Source organism: Micromonospora sp. RHAY321 (assembly GCF_023896955.1).
Classification (GTDB): Bacteria; Actinomycetota; Actinomycetes; order Mycobacteriales; family Micromonosporaceae; genus Micromonospora.
The window spans coordinates 37,734-54,574 of the sequence record NZ_JAMHIW010000005.1 but is presented as its reverse complement, the minus strand read 5'-3'; the positions used below and the strand labels follow the sequence as shown (position 1 = coordinate 54,574).

Annotated in this window: 14 protein-coding genes and 3 tRNA genes; 9 read left to right on the top strand and 8 right to left on the bottom strand. The window is 71.8% G+C overall.

Translation table 11 applies throughout. From position 1 onward, the window contains the following. Positions 1–118 precede the first annotated feature (118 nt). The gene (locus tag M8C17_RS13725; protein ID WP_252416837.1) at positions 119–2,296 is read right to left on the bottom strand and encodes a glycosyltransferase family 39 protein; all 2,178 of its coding nucleotides are present in this window, start codon (positions 2,294–2,296) and stop codon (positions 119–121) included. A gap of 123 nt (positions 2,297–2,419) precedes the next feature. On the opposite strand from M8C17_RS13725, the gene M8C17_RS13720 reads away from it, so the two are divergent. Both M8C17_RS13720 and soxR read left to right on the top strand, forming a co-directional pair. After that, positions 2,420–3,124, top strand: a complete 705-nt coding sequence (locus tag M8C17_RS13720; protein WP_252416836.1) for a glycosyltransferase family 2 protein — start codon at positions 2,420–2,422, stop codon at positions 3,122–3,124. A gap of 64 nt (positions 3,125–3,188) precedes the next feature. Continuing rightward, entirely contained in the window at positions 3,189–3,647 is a 459-nt protein-coding gene (soxR, locus tag M8C17_RS13715; RefSeq protein ID WP_252416835.1) for a redox-sensitive transcriptional activator SoxR, read from the top strand. Positions 3,648–3,661: 14 nt separating this feature from the next. On the opposite strand, the gene M8C17_RS13710 is transcribed toward soxR, so the two are convergent. Further along, a complete protein-coding gene (locus M8C17_RS13710; protein WP_252416834.1) occupies positions 3,662–4,636 on the bottom strand; it encodes an NAD(P)H-quinone oxidoreductase in 975 nt (324 codons plus the stop codon). A gap of 169 nt (positions 4,637–4,805) precedes the next feature. Here M8C17_RS13710 and M8C17_RS13705 point away from each other — a divergent pair. Continuing rightward, positions 4,806–4,892: transfer RNA gene (locus M8C17_RS13705), tRNA-Ser, on the top strand. Between the two features lie 32 nt (positions 4,893–4,924). On the opposite strand, the gene M8C17_RS13700 is transcribed toward M8C17_RS13705, so the two are convergent. Both M8C17_RS13700 and M8C17_RS13695 read right to left on the bottom strand, forming a co-directional pair. Further along, entirely contained in the window at positions 4,925–6,136 is a 1,212-nt protein-coding gene (locus M8C17_RS13700) for a low temperature requirement protein A (protein WP_252416833.1), read from the bottom strand. A gap of 79 nt (positions 6,137–6,215) precedes the next feature. After that, entirely contained in the window at positions 6,216–6,371 is a 156-nt protein-coding gene (locus M8C17_RS13695; RefSeq protein WP_252416832.1) for a hypothetical protein, read from the bottom strand. 144 nt (positions 6,372–6,515) lie between these two features. On the opposite strand from M8C17_RS13695, the gene M8C17_RS13690 reads away from it, so the two are divergent. After that, entirely contained in the window at positions 6,516–7,058 is a 543-nt protein-coding gene (locus tag M8C17_RS13690; protein WP_252416831.1) for a YbhB/YbcL family Raf kinase inhibitor-like protein, read from the top strand. A 107-nt stretch (positions 7,059–7,165) separates the two neighbouring features. Here the strand turns inward: M8C17_RS13690 and M8C17_RS13685 are convergent, their stop codons facing one another. Next, positions 7,166–7,876, bottom strand: a complete 711-nt coding sequence (locus M8C17_RS13685; RefSeq protein ID WP_252416830.1) for a class I SAM-dependent methyltransferase — start codon at positions 7,874–7,876, stop codon at positions 7,166–7,168. Positions 7,877–8,087: 211 nt separating this feature from the next. Between M8C17_RS13685 and M8C17_RS13680 the strand changes: the two genes are divergently transcribed. After that, on the top strand, positions 8,088–9,914 hold the full coding sequence (locus M8C17_RS13680) for a hypothetical protein (RefSeq protein ID WP_252416829.1): 1,827 nt from the start codon (positions 8,088–8,090) through the stop codon (positions 9,912–9,914). Between the two features lie 7 nt (positions 9,915–9,921). On the opposite strand, the gene M8C17_RS13675 is transcribed toward M8C17_RS13680, so the two are convergent. Then, a complete protein-coding gene (locus M8C17_RS13675; protein ID WP_252417135.1) occupies positions 9,922–10,704 on the bottom strand; it encodes an IucA/IucC family C-terminal-domain containing protein in 783 nt (260 codons plus the stop codon). 328 nt (positions 10,705–11,032) lie between these two features. Between M8C17_RS13675 and M8C17_RS13670 the strand changes: the two genes are divergently transcribed. Next, the gene (locus M8C17_RS13670; RefSeq protein WP_252416828.1) at positions 11,033–12,562 is read left to right on the top strand and encodes a peptide deformylase; all 1,530 of its coding nucleotides are present in this window, start codon (positions 11,033–11,035) and stop codon (positions 12,560–12,562) included. A gap of 67 nt (positions 12,563–12,629) precedes the next feature. On the opposite strand, the gene M8C17_RS13665 is transcribed toward M8C17_RS13670, so the two are convergent. Continuing rightward, the gene (locus M8C17_RS13665) at positions 12,630–13,745 is read right to left on the bottom strand and encodes a globin domain-containing protein (protein WP_252416827.1); all 1,116 of its coding nucleotides are present in this window, start codon (positions 13,743–13,745) and stop codon (positions 12,630–12,632) included. Between the two features lie 145 nt (positions 13,746–13,890). Between M8C17_RS13665 and M8C17_RS13660 the strand changes: the two genes are divergently transcribed. Further along, a complete protein-coding gene (locus M8C17_RS13660) occupies positions 13,891–14,661 on the top strand; it encodes a CPBP family intramembrane glutamic endopeptidase (RefSeq protein WP_252416826.1) in 771 nt (256 codons plus the stop codon). Positions 14,662–14,665: 4 nt separating this feature from the next. Here M8C17_RS13660 and M8C17_RS13655 read toward each other — a convergent pair whose 3' ends face one another. Next, positions 14,666–16,141: a hypothetical protein gene (locus tag M8C17_RS13655; protein WP_252416825.1), complete on the bottom strand. Its 1,476-nt coding sequence runs from the start codon at positions 16,139–16,141 to the stop codon at positions 14,666–14,668. A gap of 145 nt (positions 16,142–16,286) precedes the next feature. Between M8C17_RS13655 and M8C17_RS13650 the strand changes: the two genes are divergently transcribed. Together M8C17_RS13650 and M8C17_RS13645 are read left to right on the top strand one after the other, a co-directional pair. Then, positions 16,287–16,377 (top strand) — tRNA-Ser (locus tag M8C17_RS13650). Positions 16,378–16,412: 35 nt separating this feature from the next. Then, positions 16,413–16,485 (top strand) — tRNA-Arg (locus M8C17_RS13645). The last annotated feature ends 356 nt before the right edge of the window (positions 16,486–16,841 follow it).

Sequence of the window (16,841 nt, the reverse complement as noted above, 5' to 3'; positions counted from 1 at the left end):
CCAGACGGTAACGTGCGGATCAACGGATGTGAATGCGCTTCGGATCCTTGCGCGCGGAATGCAGAACCGCCCGGATCGGACGATCCGGGCGGCGGGTGTGGTGGTGGGCTCTGCGGCGTCAGCGGGTCGGTGGCAGCGCGTACCCGACGTAACCGCGGAACTCCAGCCGCCAGCCGGCCGGAACCAGCTTGGCGCACGCAGGCTGGCTGCCGGTGCAGACGATCGCCTCCACCGAGGCGGGGTCCGCCGGCGGTCGCTCCGGCAGCACCGACTGCAACGCCACCAGCTCCGGCGAGCGGCCGTCCGGGTGCCGCAACAGCAGCCACCACGGGTACTCCCAGTTGTCGTTCTGCTGCACCAGCCCGATGCGGTGGGCGCCGCTGTCCCGGACCGCCGCCGCGGCCCAACGGAACTCGTCGGCCCACTGGGGACGACGCAGGAACCGGGTGTCCCAGTCGGAGGTGGTGAAGATCGAGCCGGCGCCGACCAGCCGGCGCGGGAAGCCGTACGACAGCGCGAGCACCCCGGCCAGCGCCGACGTGGCCAGCACGGTGACCGCCGCCAGCGTGGCCACCGACCGCCGCCCACGGCCGGTTCCGGGCCCGTCTGCCGGGACGGGGGCGTGGCGGCGGAAGAGCGCGTCCAGCCAGAGCCCGGCCAGCGGTACGGCGAGGACCAGGGCGTAGAGCAGCAGCCGGTTCCCCCACGGCTGCCACTTGATCATCGAGGTGTGCAGCAGCACGGTGACCAGCACCACCAGCGCGTACGCGCGCAGCGGCCCCGCCTGCCCGGGGTCGATCCGGCGCGGCCGGGCGAGCGCCACCACCGCGCCGATCAGTGCCAGCGCCCCGGCGAGCGGGAACGCCACCCGGTCCTCGTCCGGATACCAGGCGGGCTCCGGAAAGATCTCCCGGCCGAAGGTGATCGCCCGGTCCTGTGGGTCGACCCCGATCGCGTCCGCGCCACCGATGATCGCCTCGGCGCCGGCCCGGCGGAGCGGTGCCAACGGCGTGTCGAACGCCGTGTGCCCGATCCGCAGCGCGTTGACCAGGATCGACGGCGGATCGTGCCGTTCCATCGGGATCGACTCGCGCAGTCGGGGCGGCCCCAGCGGGTGCCCGAACTCGGCGGTCACCCGGGCCAGGAACGGGCCGACCACCACGGCCGCGACCAGCAGGATCAGCACCGAACCGCCGACCGTACGGGCCAGACCGCCAGCCGGCCGGCGGGCGGCTGGCGTGCCACGCGGCGTGTCGGTCAGGGCCAGTCGTAGCTGGGCCAACCCCCAGAGCACCAGCAGCGGGCCGACCGCGATCAGCCCGCTGGTCTTGGTCACCGCGGTCAAACCGGTGGCAGCGCCCAGCCCCAGCAGGGTGCCCCAGCCGGTCCGCCGGCGCAGCCCGTCCAGCACCAACGTGGCCGCGCAGGCCACCCACGCCGCGCAGACCAGGTCGGTCTGCGTGCTCGTCGCCTGCAGCACCACCATCGGCGTGCTGGCCACCACGAACGCTGTGATCAACTGTGCCCGCCGGCCGCCTCCGAGCTGCGCGGTGATCCGGGCGGCCACCAGCAGGCAGACCACCCCGGCCGCCCACTGCACCAGGTTGTGCAGTTGGTCCCCGCCGGTGAGCAGCCGCAGGTGCAGCAGCAGATACTCGGCTCCGGGCGGGATGGTCACCTGCCGGTGGATGGCGGTGGGCCAGAAGTCCAGGTCGCCCTGCGCCACCCAGTGCTCCACCTTGGGCAGGTGGTACGTCTGCGAGTCGAAGTTGTTCGGTTCGGCCAGCAGCGCGACCAGCAGCTCCAGCAGGACCAGCCCGCCGACCGTGCCAGCGAGCAGCCGTTCACCGCGACCCGCCGTACGCCAGGCGTCGGCCGCCCTGGCGAGCAGGCCGGCGCGGACCGGCGCGGGGTCGTGCCCGACCCCGGCACCGTCGGCGATCGGGGCGGCCGGTTCCAGGCCGGTTCCGGCGGACACCCCGGCGCCGACCGGCACCGGGCGCGGCGCCGCGGCCGGCGGCTGTGTGGGCCGCGCCCTCCGACGCCACCGCAGCCTCGCTGCCGTGGCCGCGCCGGCCAGGAGAAGCAGCCAGGCGGCGACGAACGCGGGTCGGGTGAGGGCGTGCAGCGCGCCGAGCACCTCGACGACGAGCACCGCGTACACGCCGGTGAGCAGGGCGGAACGCACCACGGCGAGCCGCAACGGCGCCACGGCGCCGACCGGCCTCGTCGCGACGGTGAGCAGGAGCACCGCGGCGGCGGGCACCACCGCGAGCAGAGAGCCGGCAGCCGACATGGCGGGAAGTAAACACCATCGCGCTGGACCCGCCACGCCGGCCGCCCGACGGTGCGGCACGCGTCGGGCTGACCAGCCAGGCTAGGCTATGCCCGACGTGTTGTCGCCACCGTGGAGATTCCCGTGAAGCTCTCGATCCTCATGCCGGTCTACAACGAGGAAGATCGCATCGCGGATGCCCTCAAGCAGGCATTGGCGGTGGACTATCCGTGCGAGATCGAGCTCGTGGTGGTCGACGACGGCAGCCGTGACGGCACCGGCGAAATCCTCGGTCGCGCCGACGACGCCCGCCTGCGGGTCATCACCCACCAGCGCAACGCCGGCAAGGGTGCGGCCATCAAGACGGCGGTCGACAGCGCGGAGGGCGACTACATGGTCATCCTCGACGCCGACCTGGAGTACGACCCGCAGGACATCCCCAAGCTGCTCGACCCGGTGCTCGACGGGCGGGCCACGGTGGTCTACGGCAATCGCACCTTCGGCAGCCACAGCGCCTACAGCTTCTGGTACGTGATGGGCAACAAGGGCGTCACGATGGCGGCGAACGTCCTGTTCAACTCGTACATCGGCGACCTGGAGACCTGCTTCAAGCTGATGCCGGTGGCGCTCTACCGGTCGCTGGAGGTGCGCTCGCGTGGCTTCGGCATGGAGGCCGAGGTGACCGGCAAGCTGCTGCGCCGCCGCATCCGCCCGTACGAGGTGCCGATCAGCTACCGCGCGCGTGGCCGGGAAGAGGGCAAGAAGATCACCTGGAAGGACGGCGTCGAGGCGATCTGGATCCTCGGCCGGGAGCGCGCACGCCGTCGTCCCGTCCCGTCCGCCCGCTGACGACGGTCCTCGCGCCAGCCGGATAGCCTTGAGTTGAAGTCGACTTCAACTCAAGGACCCGGTGATGCAGGAATCCCTGACGATCGGCGAGCTGTCCGTCCGCTCCGGCGTCGCGCCGTCGGCGCTGCGCTACTACGAGCGACTCGGTCTGATCCGCGCCGACCGCACCGGCGGCAACCAGCGCCGGTACGCCCGCGCCGAACTGCGGCGGGTCGCCTTCATCCGGATCTCCCAGCAGGTCGGCGTCTCCCTGGACGAGATCCGCGCGGCACTGGAATCGCTGCCCGACGCCCGCACCCCCAGCCCTCAGGACTGGGCGCGGCTCTCCGCCAGTTGGCGGGGCCGGCTGGACGAGAAGATCCGGCTGCTCAGCAAGCTCCGCGACGACCTCGACGGCTGTATCGGCTGCGGCTGCCTGTCCATGCAGCGCTGCACCCTCTACAACCCCGGGGACGCTCTAGGCGGCGAGGGCCCCGGCGCCCGCCTGATGCTGCCCCGGCCGGCGGCCGACGAGGTCGCCTGACCTCGCCCCCCGCGTCACCCGACGGTGAGCAGCACCTTGCCGAGGTGGTCGCTCGACTCGACCAGCCGGTGCGCCTTCGCCGCCTCGCTCATCGGCAGCCGCCGGTCCACCACCGGTTGGATCATGCCGGCCTCGACCAACGGCCACACCTCGTCCCGTACGCCCCGGACGATCTCCGCCTTCTCCGCCAGCGGCCGGGAGCGCAGCGAGGTCGCCGCCACACTGGCCCGCTTGGTCAGCAACGCCCCGAGGTTCAGCTCGGCCTTGCGGCCACCCTGCAACCCGATCACCATGAGCCGGCCGCCGGTGGCCAGCGCGTCGACGTTCCGCCCCAGGTAGGAGGCGCCCATGATGTCGAGGATGACGTCGGCGCCGTGACCGCCGGTGACCCGCCTGACCTCCTCGACGAAGTCCTCCTCGCGGTAGTCGATCGTGTGCGTGGCGCCCAACTCGCGTAGCCGGGGGTGCTTGGCGAAGCGAGCCGTTGCCAGGACCGTGGCGCCGAGGGCAGCGCCGAGCTGGATCGCGAAGGTGCCGATCCCGCTACCTCCGCCGTGCACCAGCAGCGTGTCACCCGAGCCGAGCCGGCCCAGCCGGACCACGTTCGACCAGACCGTGCAGGCCACCTCCGGCAGCGCGGCGGCGTCGACCGGGTCGCAGGCCGGCACCGGCAGCAGCTGCCCGGCGGGCACGGCGACCTTCTCGGCGTACCCGCCGCCGGCCAGCAGCGCGCAGACCTGCTGCCCGACGGCCCACTCGGCCACCCCCGGGCCGACCGCGCTGATCACCCCGGAGCACTCCAACCCGAGGTATTCGGGCGCGCCCTGCGGCGGCGGGTAGTGGCCCTGCCGTTGCAGAAGGTCGGCACGGTTGACCCCGGCGGCCCGTACGTCGACGATCACCTCGTCCGGGCCAGGCTCCGGATCGGGCACCTCGGCCCAGACCAGCGCTTCGGGTCCACCGGGCTGCGGAACGGTGATGGCTCGCATGGGCTCAGTCTTACCCGATGCCGCCGAGGGCCGCAGGCGCACCCCGTTCGCCGCAGCGACCACTGTGGAGCCCGACCCGACGATCGGCCTGATCGGGGAGGGACACCGGGCCGCCGGCCGAGTGCCGTGGCAGACTATGCACGGCCGTCCACCCGAGGGTGGCGGCCCAGGAGGGTTCGCCTAGTGGCCGATGGCGCTGGTCTTGAAAACCGGTAAGGGGGCAACCTCTTCGTGGGTTCGAATCCCACACCCTCCGCTCCTTCACCCGGCAGCGGCTTCGCCGGCTCGTCAGGCGCTCTCGTCCGGGTCACCGGAGTCTCGCCTGCGTCTGAACACGGCCTCGTAGCCGACGAGAATGGCGAGGAACGCCGTGAGCAGGCCGAGAGCGACCAGACCGGGCAGGAAGCGGCCGGCGGGAAGCAACAGCAGCGCCGCAGCGGGGGCGACGAGTTGTCCCGGTGTGACGGACCGGACGCTGAGACTCAGGAAGACCGCCCGGCCCGCGAGGTACAGGGCGGTCCCACCGAAGAGCGCGACGGTCGGGGTCCAGTCCAGGCGCAGCCCGGCGGTGTCGTGGGACTGCTCGTGCGCCAGGCGGGCGAGCACCTGCTCGACCCCCAGCGCCACGTAGATGGTTCCGGCGACCAGCGGAAAGTGGGCGATGCTGTAGGCGTTGGCGGCTACCCGGCCGCGTCGTGGCCCCGACTCCGCCCTCAGCACCTTGCCGGCGGTCGCCGCGCTGTCGGAGTACAACCGGTACAGGCACACGGTGACGGTGAGGGTGAGTAGTGCGGCCAGCAGGATCGGTCGACGGGTCCTCTCCACGCCGACCCCGGCGCCGACCGAGACCAGAGACTCGCCGAGCGCGATGATCAGCACGAGGCTGTGGCGCTCCGTGAAGTGGTCCGGACTGCGTACCGGCCACCCGCTCAGGACGGAGGCGACCACTCCGCCGGCCAGGTCGACGGCGAGCGCCGCCGTCCAGAGCAGGACCTGTGCGGTGCCGCCGAACATGGCACCGAGGACGAGCGGAACCCAGGCCAGCGCGGTGGAGAGCGTGTAGAGGCGAATGGTCCTGCGCAGCCGCAGGTCGTCCGCTGCCGCCCAGTAGTAGAGGGCCAGGTGGATCACCCGCACCACGATGTAGGCCAGGACCAGGATCAGCCGCGGCTCCATGGTTCCCGGGCCGGATTCCCAGACGTCGGGGATGACGAGGGCGGCGAGAAAGACGGCTGCCATGGCGAGGGTGGTCCCGGCGCGGATCAGCCCGACGTCGATGCGGGCGTAGTTTCCCAGCCAGGAGTAGACCAGCCAGGAGATCCACAACAGCAGCAGAACGACGAGTCCCTGGGTCAGGGTCATCGGCGTGGGCCGCGCGCTCATGAACTCGGTGACCCTGATGAGGGCGAAGACGAACACCAGGTCGAAGAAGATCTCGAACAGGGTCGTCCGGTGTGTCTCCGCCGTCACCACCGCCCGTGACCTGCCGATCCGCCCCATCAGCTCATCTTCACCGTTCGCCGTGTCGCGCCTGCGACGATCAACGGGACTCCGGGCGATGTTCCGGCGGTGGAGGCTGTCACTCCGGCGGGTCGGTGGTCCGCCGGTTCTGCGCGATCTTCTCGTCGGCCAGCCGCTCGATCGCGCGCCGGCGCTCGTCGGCGACCGCCCGTTCGTCCGGCTTCCGTACAGCGGTGACCAGGGCGACCAGGAAGTCGCGCCACATGCCTGCCAAAGAATTCCCCTCGCGGAAGGTTGCGGGTGACAACGGTAGTGCGGACGGCGTGATCGTGGACACCGGGTACTTCCGGTCGTCCGGCACCCTCCGACGGGGTATGAAGGGGCAGGAATCTCCGCACACCGGAAGGACGCGCTCCCGATGACACTGGAACGACCGATCGCCCCGGACCCGTACGAGCTGCTGCCGACGGTGCCCTCGTTCACCCTGACCAGTGACGACGTGCAGAACGGCGAGCCGATGGACGTCCGGCACGCACACGGCAGCACCGGTGGTGAGAACATCTCCCCGCAGCTGAGCTGGTCGGACTTCCCGGCCGAGACGAAGAGCTTCACCGTGACCTGCTACGACCCCGACGCGCCGACCGGCAGCGGTTTCTGGCACTGGGTGCTGGTGAACGTGCCGGTCGACGTCACGCAGCTGCCCACCGGCGCGGGTGGCGCGGCGGGCACCGACCTGGGCGGGGCGTTCTCGGTCCGCAACGACTACGGCGAGCAGGGCTACGGCGGAGCGGCTCCGCCGGCCGGTGACCGTCCGCACCGGTACGTCTTCGCGGTGCACGCCCTGGATGTCGACCGCCTGGACGTGACCCCCGACGCCACCCCCGCGTACGTCGGCTTCAATCTGACCTTCCACACCCTGGCCCGAGCCGTCATCCGCCCCACCCACCAGATCAAGGCCTGACGCCTCCTCGCCCACCGCGATCTTGCACTTACTGTCCCGACAGGCCCGGCAGACGGGTCGTGAGGGGCCGGAAGTGCAAGATCGCGGGGTGAGGGGTGCGGGCCGGGTCAGGCGGGGACGCGGGCCACGGCGAAGACGGACTGGCCGAACGGCGGGCGGACGCGCTGCTCGGCGGCCTTGGTGGCGGGGAGTACGACGGTGTCGTACACCTTCACCATCGGGCCCTCCTTCGGCATCAGCCGGAAGACCTTGGTGGCCATGAAGTAGCCGATGAGGCCCAGCGCGTTGGCGTAGTGGATCTTCTCGACGGTCAGCCCGGCCTCGGTCATCGCCGCCTGGAGGGTCTTCTTCGTGTAGCGGCGCACGTGACCGGTGGCGATGTCGGCCGGGCTCATCGCAAACTGGAACGCCGGCACGATGATGATCACCGCGCCGCCGGGCCGGACCAGGTCGCGCATGCTGCGCAGCGCGCCCACGTGGTCCTCGATGTGCTCCAGCACGTTGTACGAGACCGCCGCGCTGTAGTCGCCCCGGTCGTTGTGCGGCAGGAGCATCTGCCGGACGTCGATGTTGGGCTGGTCGGCGAGGCGCTCCTTGAGCTGCACCAACCGGTCCGGATCGGCCTCCGTGGCGGTGAACCGGGGCAGCCGCTGCGACCATTCCAGTGCGTAGTCACCGAGACCGCTGCCGATCTCGATCGGGTCGTCACCGAGGTACGGCACCGCCAGTTCGACGAACCAGCGGCGGTGGTTGACAGCGGTTGCCAGGCCCTCCAGAACCTCGGACTGGACGCGCTGATCCCCAGTGATTTCTGCCATGCGTCGATTCCTCACGATATGAACTCGACCCGTGCCTGGACCGACAGAGTGAATCATCCGCTGGGACGGCAGAAGAATCGGGGCAGCGGGGTGGCCGAATTGCGGTCGGGGGTGGGCACGTGATCGGCGGTCGGCGAACCCGGCACATAGTACGGCAGTACCCCGAAACATGTCACGGCGCCGCCATACGCTGACTACCCTATGAATTGTCATGACTACTCCTGAACCGGACGCGCCCGGCGACGGCCCGGCCACGGCGACGCCGGTGGAGGGGGCCGGCGGCGTACGCCTACGCCGCAACGGAAAGTGGGCGGATCTGCCCGCCCTGCTGAGCTTTGTGGTGCTCGGCTTCTGGGTCACCGGGCGGCTCTGGCTGGAGCCGGGCAGCGCGGTGCGGGACAACCGCACGGATCAATCGCAGTTCGAATGGATGATGGCGCACGGTGCACGCGTCATCACGCATTTCGCATACCCGTTCCATTCGGACCGGATGAACGTGCCGGACGGCGTCAATCTGATGGCTAATACGTCCGTATTATCCATTTCGCTGCCAATGACACCTGTCACCCTGCTGCTCGGGCCCCGCGCGGCATTCCTGCTGTTTCTGACCGCCGGAATGATTGCCACCGCCGTGGCCTGGTACTTCCTGCTCTCCCGCGTTCTGATTGGTTCTCGCGGGCCGGCCTGGCTGGGTGCCGGCTTCTGCGCCTTCGCGCCGGCCATGGTGTCGCACGCCAATGGGCACCCGAACATCGTGTCGCAGTTCGTCGTCCCACTGATCATCTGGCGCACCCTGCGGCTCGGTGAGCCGGGCCGGTGGCTGCGCAACGGCGTACTCCTGGCTCTGGTGATCGTCTGGCAGGCCTTCCTCAACCTGGAGATCCTCCTGATGACGGCGATCGGGCTGGGCGTGATCGTCGGCGCGCTCGCTCTCGGCCGCCCCGCCCTGCGGTCGCAGACCCGGACCTTCCTCGCCGGGCTGGGCGTGGCCGCCGGAGTCGCCGGGCTGCTGCTGGCGTACCCCCTGTACGTCCAGTTCTTCGGGCCCGGCGCCTACGCCGGGCTGCCCCGCCTGATCCGCGGCTACTCCAGTGACCTCGCCTCGTTCGTGGCGTACTCCCGGGAATCACTCGCCGGCAACGCGCGGACGGCGGCAAACCTGGCCAAGAACCCGACCGAGGAGAACAGCTTCTTCGGCTGGTCCCTGCTGGTGCTGGTGGTCGCCCTGGTGTGGTGGATGCGGCGCTCGGTCGTGGTGCTCGCGCTGGCCGCCCTCGGGCTGCTGTTCGCGGTGCTCTCGCTCGGCCGGGAGGTCAACCTCGCCGGCCGCGACACCGGTGTGCCGGGGCCTTGGGCGGTGCTGGAGAACCTGCCGATCCTGCACTCGGTGGTGCCGACCCGGTGGGCGTTGGCGATCACCCCGATCATCGGGCTGCTGCTCGCCTACGGCGCCGAGCGCGCCCGCGAGGTGGCACGTTCGGCACCGACCGCCCGGCGGCAGATCCACTTCGCCACCGCCACCGTGCTCACCATGGCCCTGCTGCCGATCCTGCCCACCCCGCTCCCCGTGGCCCGCCTCGACCCGGTTCCCGCCTTCGTGACCGGTGGGGCCTGGCGGCCGTACGTGGCTGGTGGGCGCAGCGTGGTCACGCTGCCGCTGCCAGACACCAACTACGCCGAACCGCTGCGGTGGTCGGCGGCGACCCGGCTGGACATGCCCCTGGCCCGGGGCTACTTCCTCGGCCCGGACACCCGGCCCAGAGCGGAGGCGCCGCGGATCGCGCTGTTCGGCGCACCGCCCCGTCCCACCAGCAGCTTCTTCGGCACCATCCGGCGCACCGGTGCCGTGCCGCCGATCACCCCGCAGAGCCGCGTGAAGGCGGTCGACGACCTGCGCTACTGGCGGGCGGGCGTGGTGATTCTCGGCCCGCACGAGCACGAGGCGGCGCTGCGGCGGGGAATGACCGAGTTGACGGGGATCCAGCCGGTCTTCACCGGCGGAGTGTGGGTGTGGGACGTCCGGTCGTTGACCGACTGAGCGAGGCTCAGCCCTGGCGGACGCAGCAGCCCTGGCAGACCTTCGGGCTGGGCAGGGTGAAGGCGAGACAGCAGGTACGCCGCTGCACGCTCGGCTCACCGGTCGGGCCCGGCACCAGCTCGACCAGGTCCGCCAGATCGAGCGCACCGAGCAGGGTGTCGATGGTCTGCACCGTGGAGCCGGGCAGCCCGTCCGCGGCGCGGAGGATGCCGTGCGAGATGCCGGAGGCGACCGAGCCGAGCAGCGTCCGCGTGCCCACGCGGACCTCCGTCTGGATCGCCGCGATGAGCGGTGCCAGGTGGGCGTCGAGCAGCGAGGCGCGCAGCGCGGCCAGCAGCTCCGCCTCGCCGGCGACGACCCGTACCTCCGGGTGGCCGGCGAGAGCCAGCGGGTCGCTCGGCAGCACCGCCACGGTGGTGCTGCGGCGCAGGCCCAGGGTGAGCAGCGGCCGGTGGTCCTCGAAGTGGATCAGCACGTCGGACGGGTCGAGCAGCGGCACCCGCCGGGCCGAGGCCCAGCCGAGCACCACCGGCAGCGCCGTCCAGTAGCTGTACGACTTCCAGGCCAGCGCGGCGCAGGCGTGCGGCGTGCCGCCCCAGCGCAGGGTGGCAGCGTGCAGCAGCTCCGGCAGCCGGCTGCCGTCGATCAGGGTGGTGGCGGGCGCCCAGCCGAACTCGTCGTCGACCAGCAGGCCCCGCGCGAGGCCGGGCAGGTCGTCGGTGCCGAACATGGCGCGCAGCGCCGCGGTGACGGGGGCGAGCGGCGTGGCGGACACGTCCCGCCTCGGCATCACCGCTGTCACCGTGTCATCCCCCGTCTGCGTGACCGAGGAGCTGACCTCGGCGGACGACCGTGCGTCCTGAGCTAAGGCTAGCCTAACCACGCCCGCAGGTCTAAGGGAAGCCTCACCTCAGTCTGATCGGGAGCTCCAGGTCACTGCCGCTCCCGGTGGAGCAGGCTCCGCGCCCCGGCGTACTACCCCGCTTCTGCCCGGGAAAACGCCGGCGCAGCATCGATGAACATCGGTGGATTGTCAAGCGATGTGTCGGCAAGGTGCCATATGCGTGTGCGCGCCGGCACGGAACGTGAAACTGATACTCCCGGCCACGAGGAAGCCGATGACGACAACACCCCTCGAACGGGCTGCCGATTCCTTCGCGGCCGAACTCGCCCGCCAGCGGACCGGGCGGGGGTTGTCCAAGAAGCAGTTGGCCATCCTGATGGGGTTCGACCCGTCCTACGTCAGCCACGTCGAGGGGCGCCGGCACCGCCCGACCGAGGACTTCGCCCGCCGTGCCGAGGCCGTCCTGGAGGCCAGCGGCGCGATCTGGCAGCGCTTCCGGGAGTACGACGAGCTGCGACACGCGCGCCCCGCTCAGACGCACCGCGAGCCGCACCTGCCCGGCCAGTGGCTGCCACCGGGCACCGGCCTCGTCGTCGAACGGGAGCTGGCCACCCTCACCCACACCGAGGACGCCTACCGGTGCGTCATCCACCGCGAGCTGTACAACGCCGGCACCGAGCCGGTCACCCGCTACCTGGTCCGGGTAGCCGTCGACCGCTACCCGAACGACCCCGGCCGCTCCAACCGGCACCACCGGGAGCACCCGCTGACCTTCGCCGAGCTGCAACTGCAGGCCCGCAGGGTCGACGGCGGTGGCGACCCGGAGGCGATGCACTGGCGGGCCAAACACGACCGGGACGCGTTCAAGGAGATCTGGCTGCTCTTCGAGAACGGTGAGCGGCGGTTCCCGCTCTACCCGGGCGACCGGGCCACCATCGAGTACGCGTACAGCGTCGGGCAGGAGAAGTGGGGTCCCTGGTTCCAGCGGGCGGTCCGCCTGCCCACCCAGCGGCTCGCCGTACGCCTGGACCTGCCGGCGGCGCTCGACCCACAGGTCTGGGGCGTGGAGACCTCGCTCTCGGCGGAGGAGGGCCCCCTGCGGACGGCGCCGCAGCGACGCGACGAGGGCGACCGGGCGATCTTCGACTGGCACACCGACGACCCGCCGCTGAACGCCCGCTACCGCATGCAGTGGCGTTTCCGCGCCCGACCGGAGACCGACCCGGACGTCGGCCCCGGCGGCGCCCGCGTCCGGCCCAGCGACCGGATGCGCGGCATCGGCATCGTGCAGCGCGGCGACGACCTGCTCCGCCAGCGCTGCCGCCCGTTCGACCTGCCCGGCGAGGAACCGGTGGCCCGGGACGTGGTCGACCGGCTCAGCACGGCCCTGGCCCGGCTGGACGAGCTGCACCCGTTCAGCAAGGGGGTCGGCATCGCCGCCCCGCAGCTCGGCATCGGTCGGGCGGTGGCCGTGGTCCGGCCACCCGACCGTTCGGCGGAGCCTGTCGTGCTACTCAACCCCCGGGTGGTCGACGCCTCACCGGACAGCGACGAGCAGTACGAGGGCTGCCTCTCCTACTTCGACCACCGCGGTCTGGTGCCCCGGCCCCTGCGACTGGACGTGGAGCACGCCCAGTGGGACGGCAGCCGGGTGATCACCTCGTTCGAGTTCGGCATGGCCCGACTGGTCGCACACGAGATCGACCACCTTGAGGGCCGGCTCTACGTCGACCGGATGGCGCCCGGCGTGCCGCTGGTGCCGGTGGAGGAGTACCGCGAGACCGGGCACCCCTGGCGCTACTGACGCGGAGGGACCGGGGCGCGTGCCCCAGGGGGCAGGGGCACGCGCCCCGGTGTGGGGGGAGGAACGACTAGAGGTCACCGAAGGTGTCGTAGCGGATGTGCGGCGGTGGCACCTCGTCGGCGGCCAGCACCCGCAGCGTGGACCGGACCATCTGGGCCGAGCCCGAGACGTAGCAGTCGTGCGTGGTCCACGGGCCGTACCGGGCCACCACGTCCGGGATGTCACCCAGCTCGCCGTCGAAGTCCGGCTCCTCGCTGCACGCCGCCGTGACGGACAACCACGGATGTACGGCGACCAGCTCCTGCAACCCGGCCAGGCCGTACAGGTCCGCCGCCTGCCGGGCGCCGTAGAAGACGTGCACCCACCGGGTCCGGTTGTACGAGGCCAACTCCTCCACCAGCGCCTTGATCGGTGCCAACCCGACCCCACCGGCGACGCAGAGGATGTCCCGCTCGGAGGAGCGGTCGAGGGTCATCGACCCCATCGGCGCGGCCAGCCGCAGCAGGTCACCAGGGCGCACCCGCCGGACCAGCGCGCCGGACACCCAGCCGGCCCCGGGCGCCCGCACGTGGAACTCCAGCACGTTGTCGTCGTTCGGGGCGTTCGCCACCGAGTACGTCCGCCACACCCGAGGGTGGTGGCGGGGCACCTCCAGGCTGACGTACTGGCCGGCACGCCAGGGCAGCGGATGCTGCAACGCCCGGCAGGTCAGCACGGCGGTGTCCGGGCCGTACCGCTCGTGGGTCAGCACCTCGGCGTGCCAGAACGGCGGGTTGTCGTCGTCCGCCGCCCCGGCCACCATCTTCGCGGCGATCGCCGCGTACGCGTCCCGCCACGCCTGGTCGTACTCCAGGTTCCAGCCGTCACCGGCGGTGCTGCGCAGTGCGTCCAGCAGCGCGACGCCCATCGTCGCGTAGTGCTGCTCGTCGACGTGGTACTTGCGGTGGTCGCGACCCAGCGCCCGGAGGAACTCGTCGAAGCTCTCCGGGTCGTCCACGGTGTGGATCGCCGTGATGATCGCTTCCAGCAGGCGGTCGCCCTGGCCGGTCATCTGCACCGGGAAGAGCTGCCGCAGGGCGGGGTCGAGCAGGAACAGCCGGGCGTAGAAGTGGCCGCTCAGCCGGTCCCGGTGCTCCTCGACCAGGGTCCAGCTCTCCTTCAACAAACGCGCGACGTCGTCCACGGGGCGCTCCTTCTCCAGACGGCAGCGGATCGGGCGCCCATAGAATCTCCACGGAGAGTGCCCACCGGTCGCACAGAATGTGCGATCGGTTCATGCCGCCCGATCGGCCGTGCCACCGGCGTCGCCCGTCGGGCAGAGTGGTGCGGTGACCGTTGAGCTGACCCGCCCGGTGTCCCGCCGGCTGCTGGGGACCGAGACGCTGCTGGTCCTCGGCCTCTCCCTCGGCCAGTCCGCGGTCTACGCGGTGGTCTCGATCATCGCGAAGCTGACCGCTGACGGTCCGCTCTCCAAGCAGACCGCCGCGCTCAACACCTCGGCGTCGGCCCGCCCCTGGCTGGACCTGACGTACCAGCTGCTCGGCATCGCCTTCGCGCTGCTGCCGGTGCTGCTCGCCGTACACCTGCTCAGCCGCGACCCCGGCGACCCGGCGCGGACCCTCGGCCTGGACGCCCGGCGGCCCGGCCAGGACCTGGCCCGCGGCGCCGGCCTGGCCGCGCTGATCGGCCTGCCCGGGCTGGCCCTGTTCTGGGTGGCGGCCCAACTCGGCGTCAACGCCACGCTGGTGCCGGCCTCGCTGCCCGACGTCTGGTGGGCGGTGCCGGTGCTGATCCTCGCCGCCGTGCAGAACGCCGTGCTGGAGGAGGTGATCGTGGTCGGCTACCTGGTCACCCGGCTGCGCCAGCTCCACTGGAGGCTCGCCACGATCATCGCGGCCAGCGCCCTGCTGCGCGGCTCATACCACCTCTACCAGGGCTTCGGCGCGTTCGTCGGCAACGCGGTGATGGGCGTCGTGTTCAGCCTCTTCTACCTGCGCACCCGGCGGGTGATGCCGCTGGTCATCGCGCACACCCTGCTCGACGTGTTCGCCTTCGTCGGGTACGCGCTGCTGCCGAAGGAGTGGTTCGACTGGCTCTGACCGGTCAGCCCGCCGCCGGCTCGGCCGGGCTCCGCCGGTAGACGCCCACCGCCCGCGCCGCCAGCCGGTCGGCCGCCGCCGCGTCACCCAGCGCCGCGGCGAGCACCGCCGCCCCCGGCAACAGCCGGGACGCCAGCCGCAACGCCAACCAGCCGCCGGCCTGCGCCGTCAACGGGGCGGCCAGCCGCCACGCCGCCTCCGCCGCCCGCGCCCACGTCCCGTCGGCCGGGTCGTCCGCGACCTGGGCGGCAGCCAGCGCGTCACGCGCGCTCGCCACATCCGGGTGCACCTGGGTGAGCACCAGCAACTCGGCCGCCCGGTCCGGATGCGCCGGATCCCGGCCGTACGCCGCCGCTAGGTGCAGCACCAGGTTCGCGTGGGTCCAGAGCACCGAAGCCAGCTCGGCCACCGGCGCGAAGAGCCCCGCCAGCGCGGCGGCTCCCCCGCCCGCGCCCGCCGAACGGACGAACCGCCGGGTCGCCAGCCGGGCCAGGCCGTCGGCCGGAGCGTCCGGGTATCGGGCACGGAGCCGCTCGGCCCAGTCGGCCGCACCGGGGCCGAGCGACCGCACGGCGGCGAGGGCCAGCAGCTCCGGAGCGAAGCCGGGGTGGTCGAGCAGTCGCGCGGTGACCGCCCGCAGCTCCGATTCGGGGGTACGCGCCGGAGCCGGCGCGGTGTCCCGCCGGTCCGGGACGGTTGGCTGTTCCGCAGGTTGGGCGGGAGTCTGGGGCACGACTGCGGTCGAGGTCTGCTCGGGCGGGGTTTCCGACGCGGGGGCGGGGACCGCTTTCTTCGGCGCGGTCTTCCGGGCGGACGCCGCTCGCTTGGTCGGGCTCGCGCTGGGCTTGGTGGGGGTCGCGGCCGAGGCCGCGGTGCGCTTGGCGGGGGTCGCCGTCGGGGCGGTCGGGGCCCCGTCGGCCGGCGGTGCTGTCGTGGCGGACGCCTCGGCCGACGCGCCGGCGGCTTTCCTCGTGGCGGCCTTGCGAGCGGGAGTGGTCCGGCTCGCCCGGGTCTTCGGTGTCCGGTTCGCCGGCTGCTCCGAGCCGGCCTCGGGTGCCGGCCCGTTCGCCCGAGTCGCCGCTGAACTGACCGGGCCGGTGGGCTCGGCGCTGCCCGGCTGCTCGACGCCCGCCGCCGGTGCGGCCGGCCGCTCTGTGCCGGCTGCCAGTACATCCGGCTGATCAACTTCGGCTCTGCCGCTCCCAGCCGTTGCCGGGAGGACCGGCTGCCGGGGCAGCGGAAGGTCCGGGTCCGGAGGCTGGAAGAGCACCGCCGGCGCTGCCTTGACGCGTCGAGCGCGCTGGCCGTTCGGGGTGACCGGGGTCACTGCCGCCCCGGACGCCGCCTCCTCCACGGACTGTTCGGTGATCTCCGCGGACTGCTCGGGGATCGGCGGCGTGAAGGTCGCCCGCGGTGGGCGCCGACGCGCACGGTCAGCAGGCTCTCGGCGGGTCGGCTCGCTCGGCGGCTGCTCCTGCATATCGATGGAGCGTAGTACCGATCACGCCGGCGCACAGCGGGAAAACACGGGAGCCGGCAGCCTCGGTGGGCGTACCCCGGAAGTCGTTTTGCCCCCGGCGGCTGGCGACCTGTATCCTCGGGCGCGGTGGTCTGCGGGCCACCAGGGAGACTTCGCCTAGTCTGGTCTATGGCGCCGCACTGCTAATGCGGTTGGGGTCTTAAAGCCCCTCCCGGGTTCGAATCCCGGAGTCTCCGCGCGAAAGCCGGGTGTGTACACTGGCTGAGCACCTGCGCCCGTAGCTCAATGGATAGAGCATCTGACTACGGATCAGAAGGTTAGGGGTTCGAGTCCCTTCGGGCGCACAAGATCCAAAGAGCCTGACCTGCGGAAACGCGGGTCAGGCTCTTTGTCTGGTCTCGGATGTGGCGCTGGCGCCCATCTCCGTCTGCTCGGCGTCCCAGTACGACCGTTGGTCAAGCTGGACCGCCTTCTTCTTGGCTTGAAGCCGTGCCTTTTCGGCGGAAGGCGGTGCCGTCTTTGGCTGGCCCTTCGGTCGCTTGAGCTGACCCAGGGCCTTCCTGTCCCCCTGGACGCTCTGCACACCCACTGGCACGGGACCGGTCTGGAACTGGTTCGTGCCGTCCGGCAGGTACTCGGCGACAGCCGAGGGGCAGCCAACTCGACGAACGCATCGCTGCCCTGACGGCCAGCCGGGGCT